The organism is Bacillus sp. SORGH_AS_0510 (genome assembly GCF_030818775.1).
GTDB lineage: Bacteria > Bacillota > Bacilli > Bacillales > Cytobacillaceae > Neobacillus.
Genome location: NZ_JAUTAU010000001.1, coordinates 3,430,899 through 3,444,978 on the forward strand (window position 1 = coordinate 3,430,899; position 14,080 = coordinate 3,444,978).

The window sequence follows — 14,080 nt, forward strand, 5'->3', positions numbered from 1 at the left end:
ATCGCCACCTCCTTTATCAGTTTATTTAGATTATACATATTGTATAACTTTTGTACAATGTTTTTAATAAAAAGTTATACAATAAATTTTCCTATTTTACCCTCCGAAGTCGAAATTACTTTTTAAACTCGGATTAACTTATATATCTTTGTACAACGTTTGTATAATCCGTAAACAATAAAAGGCCTCTTCCAGTTCAATGGAAGAGACCTTTTACATTATCTATAAGTTATTGTTAAATTGCTTATCGCTCGACGCTCTATTATTCTTTAAATGATGGAATTATAAACCTTTTCCAACACGTTGATAAAGTTTTTATCTAATTCTTTTTCATCCATTGTTAATAGTACACGATCAAACATCACCCATTTACCATCTATCATTACATGACGAATGTGCTCTACTCTTGTTTCAAATAAAAGGTTATGAACGATGGTAGAGAATTCCTCCCTATTTACCTGCGGAATCAACGAATCCTTTTTAATAAACACCAAGTCTGCTTTGTAACCTTCCTTAATTGCTCCTAACCGCTTTTGTTGGTAAGCCTTTGCACCGTTCACCGTTGCCATCATAAAGATATCTACTGCCTGGTAACGATTGAACGGACTGCCTAATTTTAATAAATAGTAGGAAGTTTTCATCGTTTCCCAAATATCGACGCTCCCAAAATCCGTTCCAAGACAGACGTTTACCCCTTTTTCAAGCATACTACTAATTGGTGCCATTCCAGCACCAGACCATAAGTTAGAATTAGGACAGTGGACGACCGAGGCATTAGCTTCTGCAACAATCTCAATATCCTTCTCGTTCATATGGACCCCATGATAAAGGACTGTTTTCTCATCCAATAGACCCTTCTCGTTATATAACTCTAAGGAGGATCTTTCAAAATTCTTGTAAATAATATCCTTTCTCCAATCATTCTCCATGCAGTGAGTCATGTAAATGCTATCAAACTCACGTTTCTTCCGAACACATTCTTCTAACGTTTCTTCCGTTATATCTTCCTCTTCTAGTAAATGAGTTCCGAACGAGACGTTCCCCACATTTTTTTGATAGTAATCTTCTATATTTGTATGTGTATCTAATATCCCGCGCATCCCTATTTTTTCAATCGCTCCAGCTACTAACTCAGGCCAATAGGCTGGTTCATTTTCACTCACGAAGGTAATTCCGTTCTTCACCATCTCTGCGTTTGCTTTAAGGCAGACCGACTCATATTCCTCAGAAGATAGTTGATCTAGATTTTCGAAAAATTTTGTTTGAATCTTCCCTTGTACCGTATCATTACACCAAGATTCTATCTTCATCTCCTTAGCAAGTCCTTTGGCTAACAAGGAATATCCGTGAAAATGAGCATTAAATAGACCGGGAATAATTATGTAGTCATGGCAATCTATTAGATTATCATCATTTTCACTATTGTTTTCATATCCTAGTTTTATGACTCCATCCTCGATGATGAGGTCACCTGTCACTATATTCCAATTTTCATCTAAATAACTAGCATTTTTTAAAAGCATGTCTTCACTCCATGTCTTAATTTTCCAAACTTACCATTCAATTGTACAACATGAACTAATTTTGAACTACAAAAGAGTAGTGCTAACTCAAAAGAAAGTCGGCACTACTCTATGAGTCTTTTAGTTTTTTACTTCATTAGATAAGGTTCTGTACCGTCCGCTAAAATAAAGCAAAGGCTCCCCTTCACCAATGTGGATATCTGTTACTTTGCCAATAAACAAGGTATGATCCCCTTCTATATGTTCTGCAGATACCTCGCAGGCAATCTGCGCAACCGCCCCTGACAAAACAGGCTTTCCATCAAGATAGTCAAACACCACTTCCCGATGTTCCTTCACTTGTCCTGCAAAAATCATAGAAAGTTCCTGTTGGTCGGCAGCGAGAATATTAACCGTGAACATATTACTTTGCTTAATTTTCTCAAGTATTTTAGCCTTTTCAGCAATAGATACCACTACTAATCTTGGTTGAAGTGATACAGACATAAACGCATTAGCCGTCATGCCACTTACTATGCCATTTACCTCTGTAGCTACAACGGTTATTCCTGTAGCAAATTTACCCATTGCATTTCTAAATTGACGATCATCCATTTCATCCCCTCCTCTTAGTGAAACTTACGAATTGATTCACTCTTTTATGCTGATTAATTAGGCTACAAGGGGATTCGTGCATTTTTTCCTTCATTTTTTTAGAATTGTGCTACTATTAATTTAACACCTTTTAAAAAATTGGAGGTTTTCATCGTGAGAATATTGGTTGTTGGAGCTGGGGCCGTCGGAGGATATTTCGGAGGGCGTTTAGCTGAAAAAGGCGAAAATGTTACCTTTCTCGTACGGGAAAATAGAAAAAAACAACTAGAACAACATGGTCTTACTATCCAAAGCATTCATGGCAACGTAAAGCTTACACCACAGCTCCTTCTCTCAGGAGAGGAAGCAGGGCACTTTGATGTTATTTTGTTATCCACAAAGGCTTACCACCTTGATTCAGCTATTAAAGACATGCGACCATACATAGGAAAAGATACGATGATTCTCCCTCTCTTAAATGGAATGTCTCACATCGATAAACTTATAGAGTCATTTGATGAGAAAAATGTCCTAGGCGGGCTATGCTTTGTCGAGTCTACGCTGGATCAGAATGGAACCATCATCCAAACTAGTCCTATCCATGACCTAGTCTATGGTGAACGAAATGGAGAGAAAACAGTCAGGATTACACGTTTAGAGAAGACTTTTTCAGAAACAAAAGCCAATTTTCTCTTATCTGAAAAAATTAAACAGGACATGTGGGTCAAATATTTATTTATTTCTACACTGTCTGGTATTACATCTTTGTTCCGTTCTCCTATCGGACCCATTCTAGAAAATAATGAAGGCTTAAACACCATCGAGAAGGTGCTAACTGAGGCGGCTGCAATTATGAGAAGTGTTAATGCGCCATTGCCAGAAAGTATTGAAGAAATACAACTTAATAGGCTTATGGCTATGAATTATGAAATGAAATCCTCGCTCCAACGAGATATGGAAAAGAATTTGCCAATAGAAGCCGGCCATCTTTACGGGTATTTATTAAACCTTGCCAGCAAAAATAATATGGATGTACCCACTCTAAAAGTTATTTACCAGAATTTAAAAGTCTATGAAACCATGAATCTTTAATGAAAGAAAAAGGGGAATAAGCATTCCATTACTTATTTCCCTTTTTCTTTTTAAATTTCCTGTAAAGACGGTAGCCTTTTCTTACCCCGTCGACGATAAAAAAAGGAATGGGCGGATGATATTTAAAAAGGTAGGGTCTATATATTTTATAATATGCTTTTTTTAAATCCCTCCATTTATGGCACACACCCTGTTTATAGAAATCAGATACATCTACGATATACCCTCTCCCATTATGCATCACCACGTTTTTCCCATGCACATCAAAAGGATTCAATCCCACCCTTCTTGCATATTCCAATCCAGCATCAATATCTTGTATAACCGTTTCCGGAATCGCAACACCTTTAACCACTGCATCAAATAAGGTGATCCCCTCTAGTTTTTTTAAAATCAGAAAATTATCTCCATATTGATAGAGTGTTGAAAAGGATGGATGTTGGCCTAATTTTTGATATACTTTGATCTCCTTCTTTAATTCTTCAGGATTCCGTCCATAAATTTTTACTACCCAATTAGGATTTGACTCATGTGAAAAAACGCCTGCGTAATTTCCACTGCCAATCGTTCTCCATGATTTCGAGCGATTTTTAACAATAATAGGGTCGAATGGACTTGGTGATCGTAATTCAATCTTTGTTAATAATTCATTTTCTATTAGTTTTATATATTGTGCGATTTGCAACCGTACTCACCTTCTCTACACTTCCGTTCATATTACCTAAAGCATAATGTTTTTATCGTTTTTCTTCAACTGTCTTTTCAGTAGATAAAAACCATAGTAAACTTAAAAAATAGTATAATTTGTTCATCATTTAAAAGTGAGGGGATACTGTGAATTTTCCCATTTTAGAAACGAAGAGACTGAAGTTAATTGAAATAACACATCAGCATGTTGAGTCCATTTTCGAGGTTTTATCTCTAGAAGAAGTAACACGTTTTTACGGAACGAATCGTTTTACCCTTCCAGCAGAAGCTTCTAAATTAATTGACCTGTTTCAAAAAAACTTTCAAGAAAAAAGAGGAATCCGTTGGGGAATTAAGATAAAAGAAAATCAAAGAATTATTGGTACAGTTGGTTTAAATGCATTACATATGAATAATAAAAGAGCAGAAATTGGCTATGAACTTCATCCTTCCTTTTGGAGAATGGGCTATGCCTCTGAAGCGATTAAAGAAGTATTATCGTTTAGCTTTGATCAATTAAATTTGTTTCGGATCGGTGCAGTTGTTTTTCCAGAGAATGAAGCATCTATCCATTTACTATTGAAACAAGGTTTTACAAAAGAAGGGGTTCTCCGAGGGTATATTCACCAAAATGATGCATTTCATGATACATGTGTGTTATCGTTATTGCAAACTGAATGGAGAAAAAGCCAGGAAGATTAACTTTCCTGGCTTCTTTTATCCCCGAAAAAATTGTTCATTGCTTCTTTATCCTGAGCATTTCCCTTCTGATAATAAGGGTTTTCCTCCGAAGGATTCTCAGGGTCTAAATTAGTTTTGATAACTAACATCGGTGAAGAAGATCTTTCAGCAATCATCCTGTCATTTAATTCGTCAAAATCAGGCATCTTCTTATTTCCAGGTTGTCTTGGTTCCAACACAAACACCTCCTAGAAATAGCTTGCTGATAATGTCAGTTAAGCATTCACAAAATTTCCAAATCCAAAGCAATTTATAAAAAGAAAAAAACTAGGAAGTTTTACCTTCCTAGTGTCCTTACTCTTCTTCGGAGCCGACTAAGAACTCGGGATTCAGATCCTCGAATTCTTCGTCGTCTACATCTAATCCCCACTCATCGTCACAGTCTTTGCAGCCCTCAGAACTAACACGAACACAAACTTTTGTTTCGCCAATTACTTCTACAAGGAACTCCCTTTCGACGTGTACGATGATTTTGTTACCGTTAGGGGAAATGACTGCTTCCACACAATTAGGCTGTTGCAGCACTTTAGCACAAATCTCATTATCATCGAGGCAGTCATGATCACGGTATTTTAACTTAATTACGTCAGTATATTGTACCCGCTCAGTAACAACTTCTGTTTTCGTGTTATCATTATACGAGTACCATAAGTTGATATCATAGTAACCATGAATCTCTACTGTCTTACCTACTTTTTTCGCGTTGTATTTATGGTTGATAATCCAACAGCCAAGAATACTTGTTGGACTATGCGCCGGGCTAATCGTATGATTGGACTGGGTGAATTTACGTCCTTTTGCGACTACGGCCTTCGTTATTATCTCTCTATATTCTCCCATTTCGCGCGAACCCTCCTCATTCAGTTTCATTTCATCCTATGCTAATTTATAGACTAGTGTGATATATAATTTTGTGAATGCTGGTTAAAAGTTTAGTCATAGTTCATTTTATGCGGGATTTATTGGTGTGTGCCTCTATAGCCCGTACTTATAAAATGGAGGTGTATTATACAGATTGCATTGAAGGAGTATAGTCGAACACCCATAAAGAAAAAGAGGCTGACTCTAATGAGAGTCAGCCTCTATAATTAATATTTAATGTTGATGATCACAATCATCATGGCCATCGCAAGATCCGCCATTTTTTAGACTGGAACCTGTTTCGCCTGCTAAGACATCGCCACCTGTTGAAATAATAATTTCATCAGTGACAGTATTAGAAATCGTTGATGCAATTAATTGCAACAATTCATTCACTTCCAATTGAGATTGCTTGAAATCCTGAACTACAGGAATTTCATCTAATTCTTGCTCAATTGAAGCAATCTTGTCTTCCACGCGCTTTAATGCTTCTGGTTTTCCGTAATGTTGAAGATTTACTGCCTGTTTTTGTAATCCTTTAATATCTGAGATTAATGTTTTTACTTTTGGATTCTCATGAATGTGAGCTTCTGCTCGTTTAAATAAATCAACTTCCTCAGTTTCCGCTATCATACGTGCAAGTTCTGTTGCACGAGCGACGATATCATCTTTTGTATACTTCGCCACTTTACTTCACCTCTGCTGGTTCTAATTCTTCCACCATTTCTCCGTTTAATGACCATGTTTTTGCTTCTGTAATTTTCACCTTGATAATTTTACCGATTGTAGACTTTGGTGCAACAACATTGACAAGCTTATTTCTTGTTGTATAACCCGCAAGCACCTCAGGATTGTTCTTACTCTCTCCTTCGATCAGTACATCAAGGATCTGGCCTTCATGCTTTTTCATTGCTTCTAATGATAGGTCATTTACAAGCTTATTTAGACGCTGAAGGCGTTCTTTCTTAACTTCCATTGGGACATTATCTTCCATCTTGGCAGCAGGTGTGCCTTCACGTGGAGAATAAATAAATGTATAAGCCAATTCATACCCTACTTCACGGTAGAGCGACATTGTCTCTTCAAACTGCTCGTCCGTTTCATTTGGATATCCCACAATAATATCAGTGGTCAAAGCAACATTTGGAATCGCCGCTTTAATTTTTCTAACAAGCTCTAAATATTGTTCTCTTGTATATTTACGAGCCATAATTTTTAATACATCAGTTGAACCTGATTGGACCGGCAAGTGGATATGATCCATTAAGTTGCCGCCTTTAGCTAGAACTTCAATTAAATGATCATCAAAATCACGAGGATGGCTTGTTGTAAAACGAATTCTTGGAATATCAATTTTACGTAATTCATCCATTAGGTCACCTAGACCGTAGTTCATTCCTTCTAAATCTTTACCATAGGCATTCACGTTTTGACCTAAGAGTGTAACCTCCTGATAACCCTGTGCTGCCAAATGACGTACTTCCTGAATGATTTCTTCTGGTCTACGGCTGCGCTCCTTACCGCGTGTATACGGAACAATACAATACGTACAGAACTTATCACAGCCATACATAATGTTAACCCATGCTTTAATCTTACCACGACGTACTTTAGGAAGGTTTTCAATAACGTCTCCTTCCTTAGACCATACCTCTACAACCATCTCTTTTGACATATATGCCTCATGAAGGATGTGTGGCAGACGATGAATATTATGAGTACCAAAAATCATATCAACTTGGTTATATGTCTTTAAAATCTTGTTAACAACGGACTCTTCCTGAGACATACATCCACAAACACCTAAAAGTAAATCCGGTTTTTCCAATTTTAGTGCTTTGAGATGCCCTAACTCGCCAAACACCTTATTTTCTGCATTTTCACGAATCGCACAAGTATTTAGCAAAATTACATTTGCATCTTCCGTGCTGTCAGTCGGCTCGTACCCTAATGCTAAAAAGATCCCAGCCATAACCTCTGTGTCATGCTCGTTCATTTGACATCCATACGTACGGATGTAAAACTTTCTACCTTCTCCCATGCCTCGAAACTCTTCTGGAATTGCAAAATCATTGTGATACTTTACTTCTTCTTTGCCACGTTTCTTTGCTTCTTTTAATGAAGGTGCGGTAATAACCTGTTCAAAATACTTGCTGTAATCCTTGGCGGATTTTTTGTCCGAAGAATTAGCTGCTTCTATTTGTTGACTTTCTAGACGTTGCTTTTCATTCATTTGGTTCAAAATCCCCTTTCTTACATAATTAACATCAACAGATGGCTTGTATTATTGTTCATTATTACAATATGTGCTCGAAATAATAACATTTTTGGGTAATCTGCACATTATTATAGTATAAAGGTTTACGCTAATGAAAACAATAGAAATCCCTGTAAACTGGCCGTTTCAGAGGACTTTACTAATCAACTAAAATAAAAAATATCCTAATTAATAATTGTAATGGGAACCAAGCAAAATATATGTGATATAGTTCACTATTTAGCCATAAAAAATCCCGAGGAACGATTTCCTCGGGATCCCTGCTGATCATTACATAAATTCAGCAACTAATTTATCAAAATAATTTTGGTCTAAATTCAGTTCCGCTTGTGTTAACGGAGACTCTGAGTACCCGTTAATTAATTCTTGGTATGATTGACGTTCTGTATTTTGATAGATTAAACCTGTTACTAGGCCATTATGCTTCATTAATGTTTGCATAGCCATTTCACGGCTGTTAGGATCATATCCTTCAACATCACTAAGCTTAGTTAAGTTTTCTTTAAACCAATCATATGTGTTGACCTTGTTGTACGTTACACACGGGCTGAACACGTTGATTAAAGAGAACCCTTTATGGTTAATACCTGCTTCAATAAGAGCAGTAAGTTCTTTAAGGTCAGTAGAAAAACTTTGTGCTACAAATGTTGCACCTGCAGTTAGAGCCATTTCCATTGGTGAAATAGCTTGTTCAATGGATCCACTTGGTGTTGACTTTGTTTTAAAGCCAGCAGCAGAACGTGGAGAAGTTTGACCTTTTGTTAAACCATAGATTTGGTTATCCATTACCACATAAGTAACGTCAATATTTCGGCGGATGGCATGAATAGTATGTCCCATACCGATAGCGAAACCGTCCCCGTCACCACCGGATGCGATAACAGTTAAATCACGATTCGCCATTTTAACACCTTGTGCGATTGGTAATGAACGACCATGAATTCCGTGGAAACCATAAGAATTAATGTAACCAGAAATACGTCCAGAACAGCCGATACCAGAAATAACAGCTAGGTTTTCGGGTTCTAAGCCTACATTTGCTGCAGCACGTTGCATTGCCGCTTGTACGGAGAAGTCGCCACAGCCAGGGCACCAGTTCGGTTTTACATTGTTACGAAAGTCTTTAAAAGTGGCCATTTAGAACAACTCCTTACATTTTGTATAAACTTCATGAGGCAAGAACGGATTCCCGTCATATTTTACATGCTTAACAATCTTTTCTGCATGCCCAACGTTCATCTTCATGATATTCGCTAATTGTCCAGTCGCGTTGTTTTCAACTACAACCACCTTCTTAGCAGAACGTACAAGTGGTAGCATTTCGTCTGTTGGGAACGGATAAATTAAACGAACATGAGCATGGTTTACTTTTAATCCGTCCTTCTCAAGGCGAGTCATCGCTTCTTCGATTACACCACGTGTTGAGTTGAAACCAACAAATAATACATCAGCATCTTCATGCTTGGCATTTTTGTATACTGGTGTATCAAATCGGATATTTTCAATCTTACGGAAACGCTTATCCATTTGAGCAATACGGTTTGGAGCAGACTCAGATGGCTTACCAGTTTCATCGTGCTCAACACCTGTTACATGGTGGATACCATTTTTCATACCAGGGATTACACGTGGAGAAACACCATCTTCAGTTACTTCATAACGTTTGAAGTATCCCTTATTTTCGTTTTCAGGGATGTCACCAGATACTAGCTTACCGCGTCTGATTTCAACTTTATTAAAATCTAATGGTTCAACGGTTTGTTTACCTAATGAAAGTTGAAGGTCAGATAATACGATTACTGGGCATTGATATTCTTCAGCAAGGTTAAATGCTTCAGCCGTATCATAGAATGCCTCTTGAACAGTACTTGGAGCCATAACGATTTTTGGAATTTCACCGTGAGTTCCATAAATCATTGCCATTAAGTCTGATTGTTCTTGTTTTGTTGGTAATCCAGTCGATGGACCGCCACGTTGAGTGTCAACGATAACAAGTGGAGTTTCGGTAATACCAGAAAGTCCAATTGCTTCCATTTTCAAGGATAATCCAGGACCAGCAGAAGCTGTGATTGTACGGACACCAGCGTAGTTCGCACCAATAGCCATTGTACATGCTGCGATTTCATCTTCTGTTTGGATTACAGTACCGCCCAATGCAGGTAGCTTTTTAATTAGATACTCCATAATTTCAGAGGCTGGAGTTATTGGGTATGCAGCCATAAAACGACATCCACCAGCGATAGCACCTAGTGCAATGGCATCGTTTCCGATCATGAACATACGTTTCTTACCATCAGCTTTTTCAAGCTGCATAGTTTGAACACCCGTACCAAGTTTTTCTTTCATATAATCATAGCCGGCTTTAATTGCATCCATATTCTTGGAAACAACTTGATCGCCTTTTTTGCCGAAAATTTCACGTACGACTTCCTCAAAAACTTGAATTTCCAAATCTAAAACAGCAGAAGTAGCACCAATAGCAACCATGTTTTTCATTAATGAAGTTCCTAGTCCAGTAGCAATTTCTGTAAATGGAACCGCATACAAGGAAGCTTGTGTATCTTCAGGTTTCTTTGGATCAAATTTGGAGTCGGCTAAAATAACACCCTTGCTATGAAGCTCTTTGTAGTTTACGTCAATAGTTTCTTGGTCAAAGGCCACAAGGATATCTAAATCGTCAGAAATAGAACGAACTTCAGTCGTGCTTACTCTGATTTTATTGTTTGTATGACCGCCTTTAATACGAGATGAAAAGTGACGATAACCATACAAGTAATAACCCAGGCGATTCAGTGCGATTGCAAAGATTTCCCCAGTACTTTCAATACCTTCCCCTTGTTGTCCGCCAACTTTCCACGAAAGTTGATTGATCATGACTTACACCCCTTTGGATATGTAAAAAATAAGTTAATTAAACATACTAAGTGTAGCACTTTTCCCATTAATTAACTAGAAGTTAGCCCCTTTTAAACTTTAAAAGACTAAAAAATAGAATCGAGGATATGTACTAAACGCTTACAATTCTAGACCTATGGACTAAAAAATGCAACCCTTTCACACGAAATATTGTCTAAAATATGAATATTTTTTTATTATTTGAAATTCGCTTTGTTACATTAACGCAAAGAATAGATGAAACTCAACTGAAAACGCTTGCTTTTATGCTATTTTATCTCTTACATCCTTGTATACCTAATATATTTTCAATTTTTTTCCTCTATATCAGAATAATATTTTCATATTAAAAAAATTGTAACTTGCGGGGATAAACACATAAAAAAACCCGCTTGCATTTTACAAGCAGGAAAAGTTAAAAAGTCCTTCTGTTTGACCCCCGGTTCGTCTTTTTTTTACCGTGGTTCAACGATTAGTTTGATTGCTGTCCGTTCTTCCCCATCAATTAAAATATCAGTAAACGCAGGGATACAGATTAAATCAACTCCGCTAGGTGCTACAAATCCTCGTGCAATTGCTACTGCCTTTACGGCTTGATTCAATGCACCCGCACCAATGGCCTGTATTTCTGCTGCACCTCTTTCACGCAGAACTCCGGCAAGTGCACCAGCTACAGAATTAGGATTAGATTTTGCTGAAACTTTTAATATTTCCATTCCTAGCTCCTCCTTAAGAAATCCCGATCCCGCATGAGCAGTTTCATGTACAAATCAGGTTATAACATTCCACTGCTACTATATTCGGCCCGCATTAGACATATTCCGGCTTGGACAAAAAAATTGAGAATTGGGCTGATTTAGACTTAGAAATTACCACGATAATGGCATAAAAAAAGAGCAAAAATGTCATTTGCTCTTACGAATAAAACGGGTGGTCATCGTTAATAAGGATTGGAGTCATTTTTTTCGTGAATCCTGTTTTACGATCAAGTTCAATATAAACCGCGCTTAACTGGTTCCTCCCGGTTGTTGGAACCTCAAAACGGACTGGAAGACTGGTTAGGAATCTCTTTAGCACAGCATCTCTTTCAACACCTAATATGCCGTCATATGGACCTGTCATGCCCACATCTGATAAATACCCCGTTCCTCCTGGTAAAACCCTGCTGTCAGCTGTCTGGACGTGTGTATGGGTTCCTACAACGGCGGACACTCTTCCATCAAGGTACCAACCCATGGCCTGTTTTTCACTTGTCACTTCCGCATGAAAATCAACAAAAATAAATGGTGTTCTTTCCCTTGCTTTTTCAACTAATTCATCCGCTTTTTTAAAAGGGCAATCCAAGGGAGCCATAAAGGTACGGCCTTGCAAATTAATAACTGCTATCTCTATATCATTTAATTTAAAGAAAGCCATTCCTTGCCCCGGAGTTCCTTCCGGGAAATTCGCTGGTCTCACCATGTTTTTAGCAGACCCAATAAATTCAAAGATTTCTCGGTTATCCCAAGCATGGTTTCCAAGCGTTATTGCTTGAGCTCCATGGCCTAAAAATTCCCGATAAATCTTTTCCGTAATACCCTTACCTCCTGCAGCATTCTCCCCATTGATTATGGTAAAGTTCGGGCGATATTTCTCTTTGAGTTTGGGCAAATATTCTTTAACCATGTCCCGACCTGGAGAGCCGACGACATCACCGATAAAAAGTATATTCATTCTGTTTCCTTTCGACAATATGTATTAGTTTTTTGTTTCAATTGTATCACAACCATTGGAAAATTAATCTCTGGTTATTAGTAATAATAAAAAGCGGTGCAAGTGCACCGCTTTATTTTGCATATTCTACAGCTCGTGTTTCACGAATAACTGTAACTTTAATATGTCCAGGATAATCTAACTCTTCTTCAATTCGCTTACGAATATCTCGTGCTAATCGATGGGCAGCAAGATCATCAACTGCATCAGGTCTTACAATAATACGAACTTCACGTCCAGCTTGTATTGCAAAGGATTTTTCCACTCCCTCATAGGATTCGGAAATTTCCTCTAACTTCTCAAGGCGGCGGATATAGTTTTCAAGAGTTTCACTACGGGCACCAGGTCTCGCAGCAGACAATGCATCTGCAGCGGCAACTAGAACCGCGATAATAGATGTTGGCTCTGTATCACCATGGTGTGACGCAATACTGTTAATTACAACTGGATGTTCTTTGTACTTGGTTGCCAGTTCAACCCCAATTTCTACGTGGCTGCCTTCCACTTCATGGTCAATTGCTTTCCCGATATCGTGAAGTAATCCTGCACGGCGGGCTAGGATTTCATCCTGTCCAAGCTCGGCAGCAAGTAAACCAGAAAGCTGTGCAACTTCCATTGAGTGTTTCAGTACATTTTGACCGTAGCTAGTACGGAATTTTAAGCGACCAAGAATTTTAATAAGATCTGGGTGTAGTCCATGAACACCTACTTCAAATGTAGTTTGTTCACCAACTTCACGAATATACTCATCCACTTCGCGACGAGATTTTTCTACCATTTCCTCAATTCGTGCAGGATGGATTCGACCGTCTTGTACTAATTTTTCTAGTGCTAAGCGGGCAGTCTCCCTACGAATAGGATCAAAACCTGATAGAATAACAGCTTCAGGAGTATCGTCAATAATCAAATCAATTCCCGTTAATGTTTCAAGTGTACGGATATTTCGTCCTTCACGGCCAATAATTCGGCCCTTCATTTCATCATTTGGAAGGTTAACGACTGATACAGTCGTTTCCGCAACATGGTCAGCAGCGCAACGTTGGATTGCTAACGAAAGAATTTCCTTCGCTTTCTTATCTGCTTCCTCTTTTGCACGATTTTCGCTTTCCTTAATCATTATTGCAGTATCATAGACCAGTTCCTGTTCCATTTTGTCAATAATGATGGATTTAGCTTCCTCACGTGTTAAGCTCGAAATCCGTTCGAGTTCAGTTTGTTGTGTTCTTACCAACTCGTCCACTTTGCTTTCCATCTCTTCAATATGCTGTTGTCTTTGGTTTAGAGAATCATCCTTCTTTTCTAAAAGATTTTCACGCTTATTTAACGTTTCCTCTTTTCGATCTAAATTCTCTTCTCTTTGCAGTAAACGGTTTTCTTGTTTTTGCATTTCATTTCTTCGTTCACGAACCTCACGTTCTGCTTCTGATCGAAGCTTGTGAATTTCATCCTTTGCTTCTAGCAAAGCTTCCTTTTTCATTGAATCAGCATCACGTTTCGCATCTTCAAGAATCTGCTCAGCAGCATTTCTTGCACCAGCTACTTTTGCTTCAGCAATGGATTTATGAACAAAATAGCCAACAACGGCACCGACGATAAGGCCAAGCAAAATGGAGATGATAGTAATTAGGTCCATCGTTACACCTCCTCTTGCTATGAACTTTTTGTTACATTTTTTAAG

At 38.0% G+C, this 14,080-nt stretch carries 14 protein-coding genes; 2 read left to right on the forward strand and 12 right to left on the reverse strand.

Annotation, left to right across the window (positions count from 1 at the left end):
- Positions 1-269 precede the first annotated feature (269 nt).
- Together QE429_RS17550 and QE429_RS17555 are read right to left on the reverse strand one after the other, a co-directional pair.
- Complete coding sequence (locus tag QE429_RS17550) at positions 270-1,523, reverse strand: amidohydrolase family protein (RefSeq protein ID WP_307288784.1); 1,254 nt, start codon at positions 1,521-1,523, stop codon at positions 270-272.
- A gap of 120 nt (positions 1,524-1,643) precedes the next feature.
- Positions 1,644-2,117 (reverse strand): flavin reductase family protein, encoded by a 474-nt coding sequence (locus QE429_RS17555; RefSeq protein ID WP_307288786.1) that lies wholly within the window; start codon positions 2,115-2,117, stop codon positions 1,644-1,646.
- Between the two features lie 153 nt (positions 2,118-2,270).
- Here QE429_RS17555 and QE429_RS17560 point away from each other — a divergent pair, with 153 nt between their 5' ends.
- Positions 2,271-3,188, forward strand: a complete 918-nt coding sequence (locus tag QE429_RS17560) for a ketopantoate reductase family protein (RefSeq protein WP_307288788.1) — start codon at positions 2,271-2,273, stop codon at positions 3,186-3,188.
- Positions 3,189-3,216: 28 nt separating this feature from the next.
- On the opposite strand, the gene QE429_RS17565 is transcribed toward QE429_RS17560, so the two are convergent.
- Positions 3,217-3,873 carry a protein kinase family protein gene (locus QE429_RS17565; RefSeq protein WP_307288790.1) on the reverse strand — a complete coding sequence of 219 codons (657 nt, stop codon included), beginning with the start codon at positions 3,871-3,873 and terminating at the stop codon, positions 3,217-3,219.
- Positions 3,874-4,022: 149 nt separating this feature from the next.
- Between QE429_RS17565 and QE429_RS17570 the strand changes: the two genes are divergently transcribed.
- Positions 4,023-4,577, forward strand: a complete 555-nt coding sequence (locus QE429_RS17570) for a GNAT family N-acetyltransferase (protein WP_307288792.1) — start codon at positions 4,023-4,025, stop codon at positions 4,575-4,577.
- Here QE429_RS17570 and QE429_RS17575 read toward each other — a convergent pair.
- From QE429_RS17575 to rny, 9 genes are all read right to left on the reverse strand, one after another.
- The gene (locus QE429_RS17575; protein ID WP_373463209.1) at positions 4,574-4,792 is read right to left on the reverse strand and encodes a hypothetical protein; all 219 of its coding nucleotides are present in this window, start codon (positions 4,790-4,792) and stop codon (positions 4,574-4,576) included. The genes QE429_RS17570 and QE429_RS17575 overlap by 4 nt on opposite strands.
- A 118-nt stretch (positions 4,793-4,910) precedes the next feature.
- Positions 4,911-5,456 carry an outer spore coat protein CotE gene (locus QE429_RS17580; protein ID WP_307288795.1) on the reverse strand — a complete coding sequence of 182 codons (546 nt, stop codon included), beginning with the start codon at positions 5,454-5,456 and terminating at the stop codon, positions 4,911-4,913.
- A 255-nt stretch (positions 5,457-5,711) separates the two neighbouring features.
- The gene (locus QE429_RS17585; RefSeq protein ID WP_307288797.1) at positions 5,712-6,164 is read right to left on the reverse strand and encodes a YlbF/YmcA family competence regulator; all 453 of its coding nucleotides are present in this window, start codon (positions 6,162-6,164) and stop codon (positions 5,712-5,714) included.
- 1 nt (position 6,165) lies between these two features.
- Positions 6,166-7,710 (reverse strand): tRNA (N6-isopentenyl adenosine(37)-C2)-methylthiotransferase MiaB, encoded by a 1,545-nt coding sequence (gene miaB, locus QE429_RS17590; protein WP_307288799.1) that lies wholly within the window; start codon positions 7,708-7,710, stop codon positions 6,166-6,168.
- A gap of 315 nt (positions 7,711-8,025) precedes the next feature.
- Positions 8,026-8,892: a 2-oxoacid:ferredoxin oxidoreductase subunit beta gene (locus QE429_RS17595; RefSeq protein ID WP_307288801.1), complete on the reverse strand. Its 867-nt coding sequence runs from the start codon at positions 8,890-8,892 to the stop codon at positions 8,026-8,028.
- Positions 8,893-10,629, reverse strand: coding sequence for a 2-oxoacid:acceptor oxidoreductase subunit alpha (locus tag QE429_RS17600; protein ID WP_307288803.1), 1,737 nt, complete (start codon positions 10,627-10,629; stop codon positions 8,893-8,895).
- Between the two features lie 476 nt (positions 10,630-11,105).
- The gene (gene spoVS / locus QE429_RS17605) at positions 11,106-11,366 is read right to left on the reverse strand and encodes a stage V sporulation protein SpoVS (protein WP_003211281.1); all 261 of its coding nucleotides are present in this window, start codon (positions 11,364-11,366) and stop codon (positions 11,106-11,108) included.
- Between the two features lie 199 nt (positions 11,367-11,565).
- The gene (locus QE429_RS17610; protein WP_307288805.1) at positions 11,566-12,363 is read right to left on the reverse strand and encodes a TIGR00282 family metallophosphoesterase; all 798 of its coding nucleotides are present in this window, start codon (positions 12,361-12,363) and stop codon (positions 11,566-11,568) included.
- A gap of 112 nt (positions 12,364-12,475) precedes the next feature.
- Positions 12,476-14,035 (reverse strand): ribonuclease Y, encoded by a 1,560-nt coding sequence (gene rny / locus QE429_RS17615; protein ID WP_307288807.1) that lies wholly within the window; start codon positions 14,033-14,035, stop codon positions 12,476-12,478.
- Positions 14,036-14,080: the final 45 nt, after the last annotated feature.